Raw genomic sequence first — 19,609 nt, 5'->3', positions numbered from 1 at the left:
CCCGAAGAACACACCCCCTACTCCGCACTGTTTGATAATAGAAAGTTCCAACAATTTATTTCAATGATAGCTTTTCCATTGCTGCCTGGTCTACTTCTGCTTCTTCTAGCTTGTTATCCACCTTATGGTATAGATCCTCCCCTTTCATCCAAGATAGGTCACCATTTATTGTACAAACGTAATTGCCATTGTTCTCTCCGAAAGGGAACGTTCAAAAAAGTGTGTCAAACCGAAAAAAAAGTAATAAATTGATATAAAAAATGGAGGTTTGATATGGGTCAAGCAAATAGAACTACTGGTTTGGTAGATTATAAAGAATTAGAAACAAATATCCTGTCATCTATACGAGAAGGAAGACCATTGACAGGAAGAGATGGAGCATTAACACCGTTTATAAAAAGGTTGCTAGAGGCAAGTCTGGAAGGTGAAATAGAAAGCCACATGTCAGCTAAAAGTGAAGAAAATAACCGAAGAAATGGAAGGAATGCAAAAACTTTACGTACAAGTTCAGGCTCATTTGAACTATTAACACCAAGAGACAGAGAAGGAAGCTTTGAACCGCAAATAGTCAAAAAAAGGCAAACAAGCCTACATCCAGAACTTGAAGCAAAGGTCTTAAGCACATATGCCAGTGGCATGGGATACAGAGATATAGCTTCACATGTTGAGGAAATATATGACCACAAAATATCAGCAGCAGAGATATCCAGTATTACTGATAAACTGCTACCAGTAATCAATGAATGGCGCAGCCGCCCACTGCAATCAGTGTATCCAATAGTGTTTATGGATGGCATGTTCTTTAAGGTCAAGGAGGACGGACATTGTATAAGTAAATGCATGTATAATATATTGGGCATAAATCAAAATGGCAGAAAAGAAGTATTAGGTTTTTATTTGGCTGAAAGTGAAGGAGCTAACTTCTGGTTGGGAGTTCTAAATGACCTAAAAGAGCGAGGAGTAGAAGATATTCTAATTGCCTGCATTGATGGGCTAAAAAGCTTTCCTGCGGCTATAAATAGTGTGTTTCCTAAGGCAGAAGTACAGCTATGTATAGTGCATCAGATAAGGAATTCACTGAAATATGTATCTAGCAAAGATGTAAAAGTTTTCATGAATGATTTGAAAAAAATATATCGTGCTTCAAGTAAAGAGATCGCTGAGAATTATCTGCTTGAGCTGGAAGAAAAATGGGGAGAGAAGTATCCTTTAGTTATAAAATCCTGGCAGAACAATTGGGAAAACTTATCCAGTTATTTTAAGTATTCTGGGCAAGTTAGGAAGCTGATTTACACCACCAATCCAATTGAGGGGTTGCATAGACAAATCAGGAAATTTACTAAAACTAAGGGTTCATTTACTAGTACAAATGCCTTGTACAAACAGGTATATTGTGCTATAAAAAAGGTAGAGCAAAAGTGGATTATGGCTCTCCCTAATTGGGCTTTAACTATTTCTCAACTTGATATTTTCTTTCCAGATAGATTGAAAATTGAGTTGAACTAAAAATGCGGCTTGACACACTTTTTTGAACGTTCCCTTATCTGCTGCACCAACTGATGTAGGTCTAATGTACTTCTTAAACTTTTCTTTCCATTGACATCATCATTAATCACTACTTCTTGAATAGGGAAGTTTTCAATATCAAGTGTTTCATAACCTGAAGTAATTGCACATACATCGTTTCCGCTTAGAACAATATTTCTTCTCTCACTTGCATTGAGTTCATTACATACATCTCTCCTCATAGAATCCGCAGCATTGCTTCTCCCTCTATTATTTAAATAACTATCTAAATATAACTTATTTTTTGACTGATTTAAAAAGGTATGCCTTTCAACATCTTCCACTATAGCAGATATTCTACTTGCTATTTGCTGACTATTTTCTTCAGTTAATATTAACTGATAGTCCACTGCAGTTTGATTATAACCATTTAATTCTCGTATGCTACGTCTCTTGCGAGTAGATCCACAATTTTCAATTTTCCACTTAAATTGACCACCCTCTTCATTTGAAGGCCAGGTAAACACATACCGCCTGTTATTGTCAACTTGGAAAGTAGAAGCACTATTAGGTGAATATAAGTACCTTCCATACTCAACATTCTTGAGATACACATTATCACCATTAGGCTCAACCTTCCACTTAAATTTATCACTATTGCTATTTGAAGGCCAGGTAAACGCATACCGCCTACCCCTGTCACAATCGTTTAAGTGGTATGTACAATCATCATTAGGCGAATACAAATACCTTCCATACTCAACATTCTTTAAATACACATTATCGCCATTGAGCTCAACCTTCCACTTAAATTGATCACTATTTCCATTTGAAGGCCAAGTGAACACATACCGCCTATCCCTGTCACACTTGTTTAAGTGGTACATGCAATCATTATTAGGTGAGTACAAATACCTTCCATACTCAACATTTTTAATACATATCTCTGAAGAAAATACTGCATTTCTCACTGATTCTGGTAATTTGTTTTTTAGCTTTTCAAGATCAGATTTCTCTTCTGAATTGACGCTAGGCGTTGTCATGGTCTCTCTAATAGAGTAAGCTAATTTGAACATTGCACCATCATTCTTTGGTATTTTGTCAAACGCAGCTATATAACCTGGAATAAACTGACCAATATAATGGTGACTGCGTATAAACCTTAATATTCCTTCTATACCTACACCCGCGTATGTGTCATTTACAGCTTCCTTAATTGCTTCATTAAACAACCTTTCATCGAAATTATAAACCTTATCTATGAGTTCAATAGTCGAAGCACTACGACTATGCAGTATACCCTCCTTTAGCACCTTTTTGGCTGCACTTTTTATTGAATCTCTTAAACTACTTATACAAGACTCTACCAATCTTTTTGCATTAGATGGAATATTTGCTTGGTTAACAACTTCCTTCTTTAAAAATCCAACCTGTTTTATCATTTTAGATGCGTCATTACTTTTAGTCTTGATCCTGTTACAAAGAAGTTCAATTACACCTGAGTCATTATTGTAAGCAGCTAAGTACAGAGGTGTTCTACCATCGTTGTTTTTAGCCTCGATATCAGCACCTCTATCAAGAAGAAGATTAATTATATTTTGCTTGGCTTCTTCAACAGCCAAATGCAGGGGTGTCTGACCCTCCTTACTTCTAATTTCAATGTTAGCACCTTTATCTACAAGAAAACTAACCATATCAAAGTTGCTGTAATGAACAGCATAGTGTAAAAGTGCCCAATTATCATCGTTGCAACTAGTTAAGGCATTAATGTCACCTTTCTTCTCTAAAAATGATTTAAATACACTTTTGCTTAATTTCACATTACCGTTGTAAACAGCATAATTCAAAGCTGTCCAGTTCTGTGAACACTGATTTTTATGTTCAACATCAGCAGTACTTTTTTTAGCAGCTTTATCAAGAAGAACTTTAACTTCATCCTCTTTACCTTCATAAACTGCTGTGCTTACCAATGGTTTTAATACCCCCAATCCTGAAGTTATCATCCGCTTATTGCACTGATCTATTATGTCTGAATCATAACCATTCAGCAAAAGATCATTTTCTAACTTTTCAAGCAATGTTAAAATCTGATTACTACTTGGCGTTTTATTTTTTAATTCCTCAATTTGTTCTAAATTACAGGAACTTTCTGTAAAGCTAACCCGGTCTTGCAGTGAAGGAAAACCAAGACATTGATGTGCTGAGTCTCTATTTTCTCTTTCAAAATCGTCAACTGATATTAAACATTTAAAGTCATTTTCTACTTTAGGAGTATATTTACTTCTATTTTGGTAATTTTCTGAAGCTTTATCAATTAAAGCTTGTATTTTTCTTACCTCAGATAAACTAAACCTATCTAATCTACGGAGCGTTATTGGTTCTAAACCTAGATCAAACTCCAACGTAGAAATTCTATAAGATTCAGAATTATTCCAATTGTTCATGTTGATCGTATGATTAGACTTCTTATCACGAAATATCAGATCTGTACCACTACTAGAAACTTCAACCTGATCCGGAGTAATATTTTTTAGTACCATTACTCCTATTCGTTCCTCATCTTGTCCTACAGAAATAGAGATATTTTTTTCTAATTTTTGATTGTGCTGAATGATACTAGTAGAATCACTAAAGTCTTCAATATATTCTTTTACAATTCTTTCATAATCACCTCTAAGTTTATCCTTATACTCCACTACATTATCAACATTTTCTAATAAGCCAGAAGATAGGAAAAGGTCATTATTATTCCATAAAGAATAAGAAATATTTTTCCATTTATTTCGGTTAGTATAAAACCCTTCTATTCTAATAATAAAAGGAATTTCACTTTCTCTTATTAATAAGAGGTCATCTTTATCTTTATATTTTTCAATATCTTCAAGACGGGAATCTATCACTACATGATCATCTTGAAAATCTTTAGGTAACACAAACATGTTTTGAGCTTGTGTAGAGTGGAAAAAAGGAACTAATTTACCCTTTCCCGAAGAAGAGGGAGAACAAAACATTGATTGTATATTGGGGATAAAAGTTTCTCCTTTTTTGTTCATAACTATAAGATGCCTATAATTAGGATCTTGAAAGTAATTTTTCACTCGAATGTTACTATTATTGTATTTTAAATACAGATCACATTGCTGGATTGAAAAATCTTTCTCAACTGCCGACATAAATAGTGTATCTAGTTTTTTATCACTTGAGTTATTATCAATTTTAACTTCTCTACTATTTATATCATTGCTAATAAAATACACATCACTTCCTCCTCCTCCCCTAGCAAACATAGTTCCTTGATCGAAGTTTATTACATCATCTTCCAGAGAACCAAAAACCATATGTGGAACTGCACTATTACCATGATTCTGTACTCTATCTCTGATAACACTAAAGACTTTGTAATCCTTGTTATTGTTTAGAATTTTCTTATAATGACTTGCAACATCGTCAAAATTATCTAAGGAATGTTCTGAATGTAATTCAAATGAAGTAATTTTTATAGTTGATGAATCTGATCTTTCAATCTTAGGAACAATATTACTACCATTTTTATCTATTAGTACAAAGTAAGGCTTATTACTGCTTCGCTCAACGTAATTTTTTATATCGAGAGTAAATTGATTATTTTGACCAAAATTTATTTTCAAAGATAAAGTATTACTGTTTTTAGAGTAAGTTATTTGATCACAATCACTTAATAAATCAAATTCAGGAAAACTTACAGTTCCTGTTCCATCTACGTCAATTTCTGAATATAACCCCCTACCCTTATAGTCTGCAGTTTTTACGTAAAAAGTATAATTGCTTTTTCTACCTTTGACTCTAGTATACGGCGAAATAATTACTTTTTTGCAACTTTCAACTACATCTTTCTCATTGTTGTTAGAGCCACCACCACTATCTATGATAACGTCACGATCATCGGTTCCTGTAAAGTGTTCAGAATAACCCATGCACGAAATCTCATCCACCTTGTTCTTTCTTCCAACATAGTAGTAATTAAAGATGCCATTATTATCAATTTGATCATTGATTAGCCAACGACCATTTACTCTTGCCTTTAATGACCCAGAGGCACTAGGCTTAAAACGATAGTCAATCACACCTGTAACTTTATTTTCTGCTAATTGACTTAGATCAAGTATATTAATAGAGTTACTTCCACCAATCATTTTGCCTGAAAAGCTAGGGTTATTTACAAGAACAAACCTGTTCACTACATTATTACCACCAGTTATTTCTGCTGTACCTGAGCCAATTAGAAAATTATTGTGCCACTCATTACTTCCAACAATTGTACCTCTGTTTACATTTTGTAGATCATAAACAATTGTCTTGTCTTTCTGCGCCACGTTTACTCTACCACCTTGGTTAATAACCATTGCATTTTCACAGTAGTATACAGCCGACTTAACTGAGCTTTTAATACCTTTCTCATAATCTTGATTAGTAATCTGTGGTAAACAAAGCATGTTAGCACCTTTGATATAATCAGGTACAACACGTGAAAGATTTTTTGTATTGGCATTTTTCCTATTCATCATAATCGTTGCATAATCTGGACGAAGAGTATTACCACTTACTTTTCCAAGACCAACACCATAAGCAATAACACTATTAGGAGCATTATTTAAAGCCTTCCAAACTTGTTTAGCTAAACTATTAACTATGTCTTTCCTAGCTGCAAGATGCTGCACATCAGCTGCCATAGGTTGAAAAAGAAGTGTACGCCAAAAAATACTCCAATTCTCTCCATGGGTTGTATCATACTTTTTCTTGTACTCTACGATATTGCTAACACCACTATAAATTCCGCAACCTACCATGAGCCCAAACCCAACTGCAATACCAACTACCGGCATACTTGCTGCTGTAAGAGCAACACCAGAAACAAATGACACACCAGAAAAAGATATAGATGCTATATTATCTCTTATTTCTTTCTCTCCACATGGATTATCACTATTCTCTCTTTTTTTACAATCTACAAGATTACTTGCTGACATGCCTATATCAACAATATCAAAGACACCAGTTAAAGCTCCTGCTGTACCTTTCGCTATTGTACTTCCAAATTTTACTCCTGCAACTCGAATAGCAAATTTTGTCTGTTCACCTAAAGCACCTGGTATAACTTTTCCTACAACCTTTTCAGCTGATGTTACAACTCTTGGAGTAATTTTAACCATTACATTCTCAATTGGTTGAGATGCAAAAGACCATCCTATTCCGCCTAGATTTAATCCACAATCCGTTGCTGTTCCATCCTTACAAGACACAATGGCACCATGGATCCCTCTTATTAATTGTATCCCACCAGCAGCATTCATTAACCTGCTTTTTAGCTTTAGATTTTTTGTTAAACTACTCTCTTGATGTACAATATCACCGTGCAAATCCTTGATACGTTCATTCTGGACATAGCGCTCATATCCTTGATCTTCAATTACCTTATCAACTAAATATTTATAGTCACCTTCAATATTTTTGTTCCTAACAAACTCCACTAGTTGAGCATTTTTTGCTTCATCTTGACTATTTTTAACATAAGTTAGAAATTTTTCGCTATCAACTATAATTTTGTCCACATTATTTCCATCTACTTTCCCTTTACTAAACTCTTCCACATCACCCTTTGAAAATAAACAAGGATTGATACTTCTTCTACTTCTACCTCCTCCTACGCAACTATTTAGGTCGAATTTTGGTTGTTGTGTCCCAGCAAGTACAGCCTCTAAGTTAGCTATACGTTGTGGATCTATACTTAATGTGTTTGAAATACCTTCTCTCATACGTATAAAATGATTTTCTCTTCTTTGAATTCGCAAATGGTTACGTATTTCATCAGGAATATTACTTAATCTATTTCCTTGCAACACAGTATTAATATCTCTAGCGTTTTCTAACGCCCATAAGCCGCAATTATAACCATCTCTTTGTTGAATAACAGAAACATCATTAACGGTAATTTGAGCCTGTTGTAAAACTTGACGAATATTATCTGGAACATTATTACCCAACGAGTCTACATAGTATCCATTATACTGCCCATTTTGATGGGAGATGACCAACGTAACCCAGTGATTATTATCTAAATTAACAATTAAAGTTAATGGCCTTCTTTCACCTCTTGTTGTTACTCTATCTTGAAACTGTTGCAATTGATTAACTATATGTTCTGGTGATCCCACTATTTCAAACAATGTGTCAATTCCATAATCGTATTTTATTCTTGCAATATCAGCTATATCATGTTGTTGAAGCCAATAATGATAATCTTTTTCTGCTGTTGCAGATTCTAATGTACGTAAATTCTCCTCTTGTATACCAATATTTTTGAGTCTCTGAGTTACCTCTTGTATTTCTTCTAAATGTTTTCTCTTAGCTATGTCAATAGAACTATGAACTACTATAGCAGAAACAAACTCATCACTCGTTAATATTAAAGAATTTTTATCTTTAGCCTTCATATTAACAACCACACCCATGAAAAACATTTTATCACTATCTGTAATTGCTTTCAGTGCCGCCCCTTTAGCATATCTAACATTTTGTTCTTTTGTTAATTTATCAACTTCTTTTTTCATTCCTTCTTCATCTAAGTTTTTATCTATAAGCTTAAATTCTAGCGCTATAGGAGTGTATTCTTTAGTACCCTGAGGTGAAGGACCAATACCTTGAATTACCATATCTACACGACCACCTGCTCCTACTTGAAATTCAGGTATAATTACAGTCTTTGCAGAATCTTGTTGTTTTGTAGAAGTCTCTTTTAGCTTCAAATCACTGTAACTACTAAGTAAACCATTAAGAACAGCTTGTAACCTTGCTTCATTAGTAATCAAATCTTTAATAGGGTAAATCGTATCTGCTACTTCAGTAAGCAACACTTTATACGCTTGCAATGAACCCTCACCGTCGGAAGCATGTTGAGAAGTGATTGCTTGATCAAATTTTGCCTTTAATTCATCAGAATTAGGTATCTCAATAAACTTGCCATCTGTAAATTGTTGATCATTACCACTTGATTCATATTTACTTATCTGTTCTATTTCAAAAAGGTCTTCAAAAGATAACCCTGTTTCATATTTTTTGAGACTCATTTTAATTTCTATAACATTGCCTACTCTTCCTATTTCAGGTATGTTCAGCACTGGAATTTTTTTATCAGCATAGAATTCTTTTGTATTGGACTCTCGTATATGAAAAATGAATGCTGTGTTTTCTTGCCCTTCATTACCTTGAACAAATATTAATGTCATAACCGGGCTTTTGGACAAAGTGTACTCCGTTCCTCCAGACCAATCCAGAGGGTACTCACCATATGAGTATATATATTTTTTAATGTTACTTTGATCTTGACCAATCTTGTTGATTAAAATTGATTGACCTAATATGTCTCGACTGAAATAGTAATGATCTTTTGTTTCTTTATTTGCTGGAAAAGTATGGTATTCACTTGATAACAAATCCGTTATTTCTTGCTTAAAATCTTCCTCAGAAATTTGTTGATTATCCCACTCGCCAACTAGTTCGATAAATTCCTCCATCAAAGGAGCTGGTGGTTGTTTAATAGGTTGTACTTCGGTTTTAAACGGTTCCGCGTCATCTAAATTTAACCCAACAGCAATGGCATTATCTGCATTGGTTAAAATCCTCATCTTATTTGGTCTAAAACCTTTTATATAATCTTTAGCTTGCTCAAGTGCATCACTTGGATCAACTTGTCCTTCAGTTCCAGCCTTGAGTTCAATAAGAATTGGAACTGAATCAATAGCACGATTAGGCCCACGAACAAGCAAAACAATATCAGCGTAACCTCCACCAGCAAATTGTTCCAAATAGAGTTTGGTATTATCACGATATCGAAAATTATCGAATATTCCTGCTACAAAGCCATGTTGAGCAGCTTCGCGAGCTTTAATACCATAAACATTACCCTGTAAATCTAAATTGGTATGAACTTCTTTTATGTAAGTTAGAATTTTTTCAAGATTATCCTGAACTTGATCTATTTCTGCATCTGGGTTAGCAAGCTTTTCAATATAACTTTCCAGATAGACAGATTTATCTAACTTTTTTGTCACTTCTTGAAACTTTACTGTAGGCTCGATGGGTTGATCTACAATCTTCTTTTTACTTTCTACCTTAATGTTTATTTTTTCATCTTCTCCATCACTCTTTAAGGTATATCCCTTTGCTGACGTGATTCTTGATAACTCCTTTCTAACATCATCACTAAGATCTTTACCTGACTTATCTAAAAACTGCTTGATTTCATCAAAAAATTTATTTTTAAATGCATTATTACCTTTTAATTCATCAGGACCAATTTGTATCGTTTGAGTATTTCCATATACATCCTTAGCTTTACACTTCAATACGTTATTCCTCAAGTATAAATATAACTTCTTCGATTTAACATCTTTATCTGACTTCGATCTGCTTTTTACTAACTCATACTTATCTTTTAAAATTTTTATTACATCAATTTGAAGCTTATGCGCATCTGATTTAGTATAATCTCTACCCATCACATTCTTCCACTCACCTGTGGTGAATTCGAAATTCTTAGTATTTGTTTGTTTAGAATGTTGAGCTTCTATATCTTCAGTGAAAATAAAAACATGTATTTTGGATTCTGTTTCTGCTACAACTTTTAAAGTTCTCGCCCCCTCAAAACGAAAGTGCAATTTCTTTATGCCTAACTTGTCATTAAGTTTAGTATCTAATACACTGGAAAAAGAACCTAAAAATCGATGAGGAAAAAAGCCAGGCTTTTCACTAGAATGTAAATAAGATTGTATTTGATCAACCAACGACTGATATCTTGCTTCAAAAGATTTATCCAGTGAATCAGAAGTTGAAGAATCTACTTTCCCAAAAAGTAACTCCATTAGCTCGAAATCTTGTGGTTTTTCTTGCTGTTGATCGTTATTAACCATAACTAGCCCCCGATTTTAACCCTTTACAAATTTTATCCTCACTAAGCTCTTTGCATGCTTTCGTTTAAGTCTAAGTAACTGAATTTTTAAAAAGAGAAACTCTACACTTCGCCTCTAACACCACTTACCTTCTGCTGTATAGTTTCTACATCTAATGATGAACTTGGCAACTGATCACCACCTCCACCAACTAGTTGCTTATTTCTAACCTTGGCAAATACCTCATACCTTGACTTATCTTTATCCATAATATATTGTATTTGCTCTTGACTAAGTGAATTGATAATTTCTGACAATATCTCAATAGCCATATTCCTTTCAATTAAACAACCAACTCTATATCTGGACGGTGAGTACTGTCCACTTAACTCATGCAAAAAGTGTTGTCTATGAGACTCAAAGCCAGGACAATTCCACATAGAGGTGAGCATGTCACTGCCAGATTTAACACAATTATCATCTGGTGCAGAAACAAGCGAGTTTAATGCTGAAAACATTGATGTACTGTAAGCTTCAGGAGATAAATCTTCTGGCTTTAAATGTTCAAATAGCTTTCTAGCATTTTCGAAAGAATGGTTTCTTCTTAATATACTTAAAGTATAATAACACCCATGTTGTTTAAAATCCCTTTTCAATAACTCATGATACTTATCTTCATGAAGGTAACGTAGACAGAAATCAACCATACCAACATCGTCAGTGGAAAAACGCCCTTTATTATATGCTACCTCCATCAATAAATCTTCTTTCCTTTTTGGGGATACAGAACCAATTGACTGTAACTTATTCCAGAAGAATTCCAAAGCTTCAACATGCTTTTCCAGCATTGCACATTTAAAAGCGTAAACGTATGGATGCTCATTATTTAATTCTAACTGATGTTCTTGGTTATTCATAGCATGTGACCAATAGATCATTAAAGCCCCTTTATCACATCCCTTAACTAAACTCTCTACTGGTTTACCACCTAATGTTAATTTAAATTCTTCAAAAATAGCTCTTATCTCGTCCTCAAAACAACACCAGCAGGCTATTTTGTAGCGATCAAAGGGTCTAATAAGACTTCTTTGCCCATCCAAAGTTTTCAAGGCTAACAATTTTTCCCCGAAAGTATACCTATTGAGTCTAATTTGTCCTGAAGCATCTTCTATCTTCCAACAAGTTTCATCTTCTAAAACTTTCTTAAAAAGGGGTGGTATTATTGTTCTACCCCATTTATTCAGCAATGTCTGATATGCAATACACCATCTTTTAATCTCTAACTCTTTAAGCCCTTTATGAGGATCATCTTCTTTAATAGACGTTAGTAATATCTTTTGTACATCTTCGTAATCCATACTTACCCCTTAACAAGATTTAATATATTTTAGGGATATTGCTCTACCTTTAAAACTCTGTCAATTACTATTTTAGAAAAATTTTCTAACCTAAAGTGGTTTTCAGTAAAAGGCTCTTAATAGTCTTAATATACGATCTTTTGTTCATTTTTTAATTCTGTTTTTTATAAGTCTACCTTAGTGATTATTCTAAAATAAACTAGTATTAATTTAGCAAAATATATTATTAAGATCTCAAGTAAAATAACCACTTCCAGCGTTCAAAATCAAAGTCGGTGAGAAGTGTTTTTCTTGGGATGGCATGGTCTACCAAGTGTACCATACGAACTTTTTAATATAGTGATTTCATTATACGCTAAAACTAGCCACATTAGCACATTTCATCCATATCTACATACGAACTGTTTTGCCTAAGATTATGGAAATAATTTAAATTTTCTATTTTTATAACCCTATTTTACGTGGCTTGTTCTCGCAAATGTATGACCTTTTTTGAAGGAGTAAATAATTGAAATCCTTATGACACTAAGTTGAGTGTTTTTCTATCCAATTTGAAATAAAAGATATTTTTCTACACCTATATACAACAAATTTGCTGTTCTAAAAAATAAACTCTTGCTAATTATATCAAGTGTATAATAATCAAAACATGGATTTTTAGAGTGAGGTAAATTATGTATCCTAATGTACACGAAAATAATGGTAATACTGAGTTACATTGTGCTGCTAAAGATGACAACTTAGAAGCAGTTCAAGCTTTACTAAACAAAGGTGCTGATGTTGAGGTACAAAACGACAATGGCGATACTGCTTTACATATAGCTGCTCAAGAAGGCCACTTAGAAGTAGTTCAATTTCTGTTAGAAAAAGGGGCTAGTGTTGGAGAACAAAATAGCGAAGGCTGCACTGCTCTTCATTGTGCTACTGAAAATGGTTGCTTAGCAGTAGTTAAGTACTTTATAAATGAAAAAAGAATCAATATTAACCAAAAGAACGATGATAATGACACTCCTTTACATATAGCTGCTGAAGATGGCCACTTAGAAGTAGTTCAATTTCTGTTAGAAAAAGGGGCTAGTGTTGAGGAACCAGGCAGCGAAGGATGTACTGCTTTGCATTATGCTGCTAGAGGAGGTCACTTAGGAATAGTTCAAGCTCTATTAGATAAAGATGCTGATATTGATGCACAAAACAACAATGGCGATACTGCTTTGCATCTTGCTGCTGAAAACGGTTGCTTAGCAATAGTTAAATACTTTGTAGACGAAAAAGGAATTAATATTAACCAAGAGAACGATGATAATGAAACTCCTTTGCATATTGCTGCTAGCGAGGGACGCTTAGAAGTAGTTAAATTTCTGTTGGAAAAAGGAGCCGTTTTTGAGGCAAAAGAAAATGATGACTTAACTGCTTTGCATTATGCTGCTACAAATAGTCACTTAGAAGTAGTTCAAGCTCTATTAGATAAAATGGATAATACTGACATACTAAAGAAGAGTTTCAAATATGTCTTGCATATTGCTGCTCGAGAGGGTTACTTAAAAATAGTACAAGCTCTACTAGACAAAGGTGCTGATATTGATGCACAAAACAAGGATGGCGATACTGCTTTGAATGAAGCTGCTGGACGTGGTCATTTGCAAGTAGTTCAATGTCTGTTAGAAAAGGGTGCTAGTTTTGAAACACGAAACAACGAAGGCTGTACTGCTTTGCATATTGCTGCTGAAACTGGTCACTTAGAAGTAGTTCAAGCTCTGTTAGACAAAGGGGCTAACGTTGAAGCAAAAAGCAAAAATGGCAGTACTGCGTTGCATGAAGCTGCTAGAATGGGTCGCTCAGACATAGTTCAATATCTTGTAGAGGAAAAAAAGGCTACTATTGATGTAAAGGACGTTGATTGTAATACTCCCCTGGATTTAGCTGATAGAAGCGGCCACAAAAATATTGTTGAGTATCTTAATTTTCAAAAAAAGAAGCATTCTGAAACTTCAAGAGCAATAAAGACCGGTTTCTCTGTAGGTGTAATAGCCACGTTGACAGTAACCATTGGATGTATTGTTACTCATATAAGTTTATCAATATTAGTTATTGCTGCATTGATAGTTGGAGCCATTGCTAGTGGCATTACATATGCAATATTAAAGCCTAGTACTAAGCTAAATGAATATGAAATAGGGAGACAAAATTTACCAGAACCAGTTACACCTTAAGAGTAAGTGTTACATAGCTCTTGTTTTTTATGTCAAGTATATAATAATAAAATATGGAGTTTTAAAATGAGGAGAGTTATGAGTTTTGATAAGTTGGAAGAAATACTAGCTTCTATTGATACTGACGTTGGTTTAAGTGAGAGTAATGTGTTCAGAAAAGTAGAAGAGAAGCTAAAACAAATAGATACATCTGGCCTATTACAGCTTGCTGTTTTGAAAAATAATAAACGAATGGTAGAGACTCTTATACAAAAAGAGGCTGATGTTAATGGAATGGATATATACGATCGTGATCCATTATATTATGCTATCTTGCATAGAAATACACGAATGGTAGAGGTCCTGATAAAGAATGGGGCAAGTGTTAGGAAGAAATATAATGATGGAAGTACTCCTTTGCATTATGCTATCTTGGGTAACAAAACAAAAATAGTAGAGCACCTAATAAATAATGGGGCTGATGTTAATGCAGTAGATGAAAAAGGTAGGACTCCATTATACTTGGCTGGCCGAAATACAAAAATGATCTCGATTCTTATGAAGAATGGAGCATGTCCCTTACTGGAAAATAGAAATGTTGAATTTTTGAAGTATTTAAAAGATGGTGATATAGATAATTTGGAGAAGAGAGAAGCGAAACAGAAAGAAGAGCAAGTAGATGATGAATATGAATCACTTAAATACTCATTGCTGCTTAGTGATAACAGCTCTTTGATCTCTATTATAAAAAGGAAAGAATTCAATAATTTAATATCTGAGTGGTCTTCAGGTGCACCTGACTTATTAAAAGAGGGCCAAAAAAATTTGAATAAGGCGTTGTTAAGTCTCCTAAAAGACTTTCCATTTTGTAACATTACAAGGTTTGAGAATTTTTTACAAGACAACAAAAGTAATGATGATCTAAAGATTGTTCTCAATCTTCAAAGAGGAAAGTCCAAGTTGACAATACTGCATGTAATACAAAGTATGGAGCGTTTGGCAGTAGAAAAAGATATGGCCTGGGCAGTTGGAGCATTTATAACTTTACTTTTAAAGGCTGGAGCTGATCCTAACATAGTTGACAGTGAAGGACAAACACCTTTGCACTATGCTGCTTATTATAATACTTTAAATATACCTTTACTTCTGAACAAAGGAGCACGTAATCAACCTGATAAACAAGGAAAAACTCCTCTAGATATTGTAATTATTAACAAAAAACCTTTTGAAGTGAATATTTTAGAACAAATCTTTTTAACTCAGGAGCAAATGAGAGCAAAAAGCCATTTAGAAGATATTTGCGGTCATAGCCTTGACACTAATCAACTAAGAGAGTTTTTAAATCAGCACAGAGGAAATGAAGGTCTTAAAGAGATTTTAAATCTTCGTGATTGCAAAGGAAAGTCTCGTATTTTTCAAAAGATTAGAGATGCTTGTTATGGTGATAAAATTCGTTTTAAAGAAGCAGAAAGGTTACTGTTAGAAGCAGGAGCAATTGATTACAAAGGATGGAAGGACAAAGAACATTTACCTAAAGCTTCCACTTTATGGGACATTTTAATATTAAACCAACGGGAGGAATTGAAAACTTTTTTAGATATGGCCAATGCAGCCGAAAACATGAACGAGTTAGAGCAAGTTGTAAAAAGAGCTATAGAAGCAGGAGTAATGCTGAACTTTGCTGTGTCAGGAAGTTTATATGACAAGAAATATGAGAGTAAATATGGCTTTGCAGATTGTATAATAAGAAAAATTAGTGAATTAAAAAAGAACTCTAGAATTGCAAGTGATGTAGAGGTTGCTAGTCGTATAGTATGTAACTTAGTATCAAAAGGAGTAGTACTACATACTATAAGCAGCATCCTTGTCATTGATGAACTAGAAGAGTTTAAAAGCCACAAAGCTAATATGGTAAAAGCCTATGAAAGTTATGCAAAGCGTAGTTTGAAATTTATGGAAATTGTTAAAAGTGCAACTACTGGCAAGGTGAAAAATGTAAAAGTGGATAACTCTATTCTCTATTTGGAATATTCAGAAAATAGTGTAGTTGAGGTTGCGAAAATCATAAATGAAGCAAATTTAACTCATGGAAGTATAGAATCTAGAAGAGATGTAATAGCAATCGGTGAAAGTGAGGTAGAAATTATAACGGAAGATGGGATAAGAAATTATACTAACCTTACGGGCAATATAGTACTGACTTTCTATACTAGTTTGGGAAAGATAGACGTTAAACTGTATCCTGACGTACAAGATAAAAGCAAAATTATAGTAGAAGCGAGTAATAAAGAGGAAGTATTGGAAAAATTCAAAGGTTATGAAGAAGAATTAGGTGAGAGTTGCTTACTTGGTGGAGATAGGGTCTACGATGCTATTGAGCAAGGATATTTTGAAAGATCTGGTGGATATTTAATACGTCCTGAAGTAATAAGCGAGTCTAACAACAAATGGACAGAACGTGAAGAGTTAAGAAGGACTTCTGATCCTAGGAGAGAAGTTTCTAGGTAGATTGATTTGCTAAAAAAGTTGAAGATTATTATTTAAATATAAACTACTATAATTTATAGGTTAAGGAGTTCGTACCAATGTCTTCTAAGAATACTCTTTTATATTGTTTTTAAGCTGGCTACAAAATGAGGATATGGGACATACAATTGGCTGAGCTGCCTTTTACACTCCAGGTCTACTATTAAAATATGCAGCTAAAATTGGATCATTTTCTACCATTGTTGCACCTAATATGCTAAAATCTTCATCACTTGTATTGATATTTTTACATAATTGATTTTGTAACATTTATTTGCTCTTCTATATCGATTTCAACATCTTTTTGTGTGGCCCTTTGCAGTAGCTCCTTTTGTAATAACCTTTTTTAATTTTCTGGCACATACTTTTTTCGATGTTTTTTCATATTGTTACTTTTATAAACGTTACATTGCTAATCCATAAAATTTTTCTATTTGCTCACTCCATAACATCGGTATTTCTTTTAAATCCACTAAGGGAACGTTCAAAAAAGTGTGTCAAGCCGCATTTTTAGTTCAACTCAATTTTCAATCTATCTGGAAAGAAAATATCAAGTTGAGAAATAGTTAAAGCCCAATTAGGGAGAGCCATAATCCACTTTTGCTCTACCTTTTTTATAGCACAATATACCTGTTTGTACAAGGCATTTGTACTAGTAAATGAACCCTTAGTTTTAGTAAATTTCCTGATTTGTCTATGCAACCCCTCAATTGGATTGGTGGTGTAAATCAGCTTCCTAACTTGCCCAGAATACTTAAAATAACTGGATAAGTTTTCCCAATTGTTCTGCCAGGATTTTATAACTAAAGGATACTTCTCTCCCCATTTTTCTTCCAGCTCAAGCAGATAATTCTCAGCGATCTCTTTACTTGAAGCACGATATATTTTTTTCAAATCATTCATGAAAACTTTTACATCTTTGCTAGATACATATTTCAGTGAATTCCTTATCTGATGCACTATACATAGCTGTACTTCTGCCTTAGGAAACACACTATTTATAGCCGCAGGAAAGCTTTTTAGCCCATCAATGCAGGCAATTAGAATATCTTCTACTCCTCGCTCTTTTAGGTCATTTAGAACTCCCAACCAGAAGTTAGCTCCTTCACTTTCAGCCAAATAAAAACCTAATACTTCTTTTCTGCCATTTTGATTTATGCCCAATATATTATACATGCATTTACTTATACAATGTCCGTCCTCCTTGACCTTAAAGAACATGCCATCCATAAACACTATTGGATACACTGATTGCAGTGGGCGGCTGCGCCATTCATTGATTACTGGTAGCAGTTTATCAGTAATACTGGATATCTCTGCTGCTGATATTTTGTGGTCATATATTTCCTCAACATGTGAAGCTATATCTCTGTATCCCATGCCACTGGCATATGTGCTTAAGACCTTTGCTTCAAGTTCTGGATGTAGGCTTGTTTGCCTTTTTTTGACTATTTGCGGTTCAAAGCTTCCTTCTCTGTCTCTTGGTGTTAATAGTTCAAATGAGCCTGAACTTGTACGTAAAGTTTTTGCATTCCTTCCATTTCTTCGGTTATTTTCTTCACTTTTAGCTGACATGTGGCTTTCTATTTCACCTTCCAGACTTGCCTCTAGCAACCTTTTTATAAACGGTGTTAATGCTCCATCTCTTCCTGTCAATGGTCTTCCTTCTCGTATAGATGACAGGATATTTGTTTCTAATTCTTTATAATCTACCAAACCAGTAGTTCTATTTGCTTGACCCATATCAAACCTCCATTTTTTATATCAATTTATTACTTTTTTTTCGGTTTGACACACTTTTTTGAACGTTCCCGAATTATCTGCTTGAGCTGGAAGAAAAATGGGGAGAGAAGTATCCTTTAGTTATAAAATCCTGGCAGAACAATTGGGAAAACTTATCCAGTTATTTTAAGTATTCTGGGCAAGTTAGGAAGCTGATTTACACCACCAATCCAATTGAGGGGTTGCATAGACAAATCAGGAAATTTACTAAAACTAAGGGTTCATTTACTAGTACAAATGCCTTGTACAAACAGGTATATTGTGCTATAAAAAAGGTAGAGCAAAAGTGGATTATGGCTCTCCCTAATTGGGCTTTAACTATTTCTCAACTTGATATTTTCTTTCCAGATAGATTGAAAATTGAGTTGAACTAAAAATGCGGCTTGACACACTTTTTTGAACGTTCCCCGAGAATCAAAAGTTAGGCAAAATAGTACCTTCATTAGTCAGATTCGTTCATATTAGCGAAAAAATTAATCAAGAAGAGGCAAGGTTGGAAATAGCAAAAAATCTAGTGAAAGAAGGGGTTTCAGTTGACATAATTTCCCAAGCAACCGGCTTATCTATTTACGAGTATGATAATACAGAGAAAGAAGTCTGCACTGATTCTATATACTACAGAATAGGGCAAAGAATAAGAGAATGGAGATTGATAAAAAGGTATACTCAGAAAGATTTAGCAAACAAAGTTGGTTTAACACTCAAGGAAATACACGAGTATGAAATAGGATACACTGCCATATCATTTGACAAATTATATCAAATAGCAGAAGGATTATCAGTGAATATTAAAGTTCTGCTGCCTAAAACAAATGAAGATAGTGAACTACTTAATTTACTAAGAAAAACTGAAGAGCAAGAATTAGTGAAGAAATTTTTATCTAGGGATATGAAGAATAGCAAAGAGAAAGTTAAAAAAACAGAAAAGATCAAGGTTGCGAAAAATCTAGTGAAGGCGGGTGTTTCTACTGATGTTATTTTGCGAGCAAGTGGCCTAACTGCCGATGAGTGTGAAAATTGAATTGTGTTTAAGATACAAGTAAAAATAGTCAATATATTAACCATTATAAATCCTTGTTTAGCTAACTCAACTGAAGCATTTTCATAAAGTTTTGCTGCTAATTCGTGTTGTTTGATAAACTTCAAATTTAATGCTTTTAAAATTGATGCTGAAAACACATATTGCTAATGCTAGCAGAGGAGCTAGTTGGTAAAATCGCCACAGCCGTCAGTACTCCCGATTACTTTTCCTGATAATGTGAGAGTATTCGCAAGTATTATCATATATTACAAAAAAATCAGTTAGCATTTCTGTTTATTAAAA

Annotated in this window: 7 protein-coding genes and 2 pseudogenes; 5 read left to right on the top strand and 4 right to left on the bottom strand. The window is 34.0% G+C overall.

The features are described from left to right. The first annotated feature begins 273 nt into the window (after positions 1–273). Entirely contained in the window at positions 274–1,506 is a 1,233-nt protein-coding gene (locus OOT12_RS02980; RefSeq protein WP_264685173.1) for an IS256 family transposase, read from the top strand. Here OOT12_RS02980 and OOT12_RS02975 read toward each other — a convergent pair. Both OOT12_RS02975 and OOT12_RS02970 read right to left on the bottom strand, forming a co-directional pair. Beyond that, entirely contained in the window at positions 1,503–10,451 is an 8,949-nt protein-coding gene (locus OOT12_RS02975; RefSeq protein ID WP_264685383.1) for an ankyrin repeat domain-containing protein, read from the bottom strand. The two genes, OOT12_RS02980 and OOT12_RS02975, sit on opposite strands and share 4 nt — an antisense overlap. A 101-nt stretch (positions 10,452–10,552) precedes the next feature. Beyond that, a complete protein-coding gene (locus OOT12_RS02970) occupies positions 10,553–11,788 on the bottom strand; it encodes a hypothetical protein (RefSeq protein WP_264685382.1) in 1,236 nt (411 codons plus the stop codon). Between the two features lie 674 nt (positions 11,789–12,462). On the opposite strand from OOT12_RS02970, the gene OOT12_RS02965 reads away from it, so the two are divergent. Together OOT12_RS02965 and OOT12_RS02960 are read left to right on the top strand one after the other, a co-directional pair. Further along, the gene (locus OOT12_RS02965) at positions 12,463–13,998 is read left to right on the top strand and encodes an ankyrin repeat domain-containing protein (RefSeq protein WP_264685381.1); all 1,536 of its coding nucleotides are present in this window, start codon (positions 12,463–12,465) and stop codon (positions 13,996–13,998) included. A 78-nt stretch (positions 13,999–14,076) separates the two neighbouring features. After that, a complete protein-coding gene (locus OOT12_RS02960; RefSeq protein ID WP_264685380.1) occupies positions 14,077–16,485 on the top strand; it encodes an ankyrin repeat domain-containing protein in 2,409 nt (802 codons plus the stop codon). Positions 16,486–16,647: 162 nt separating this feature from the next. Here the strand turns inward: OOT12_RS02960 and OOT12_RS02955 are convergent, their stop codons facing one another. Together OOT12_RS02955 and OOT12_RS02950 are read right to left on the bottom strand one after the other, a co-directional pair. Continuing rightward, positions 16,648–16,773 (bottom strand): hypothetical protein, encoded by a 126-nt coding sequence (locus tag OOT12_RS02955; RefSeq protein WP_010405125.1) that lies wholly within the window; start codon positions 16,771–16,773, stop codon positions 16,648–16,650. Between the two features lie 240 nt (positions 16,774–17,013). Continuing rightward, positions 17,014–18,246 (bottom strand): IS256 family transposase, encoded by a 1,233-nt coding sequence (locus OOT12_RS02950; RefSeq protein WP_264685173.1) that lies wholly within the window; start codon positions 18,244–18,246, stop codon positions 17,014–17,016. Positions 18,247–18,317: 71 nt separating this feature from the next. On the opposite strand from OOT12_RS02950, the pseudogene OOT12_RS02945 reads away from it, so the two are divergent. Further along, positions 18,318–18,659, top strand: a pseudogene (locus OOT12_RS02945) (transposase); the annotation flags it as partial. Positions 18,660–18,694: 35 nt separating this feature from the next. Further along, a pseudogene (locus OOT12_RS02940) lies at positions 18,695–19,306 on the top strand (helix-turn-helix domain-containing protein); the annotation flags it as partial. Positions 19,307–19,609: the final 303 nt, after the last annotated feature.

The sequence above is a fragment of the Wolbachia endosymbiont (group B) of Parapoynx stratiotata genome (assembly GCF_947250635.1).
In the GTDB taxonomy this organism is placed as follows: domain Bacteria; phylum Pseudomonadota; class Alphaproteobacteria; order Rickettsiales; family Anaplasmataceae; genus Wolbachia.
Note: the sequence above shows the minus strand (reverse complement) of the source record. Positions and strands in the feature narration are given on the sequence as shown.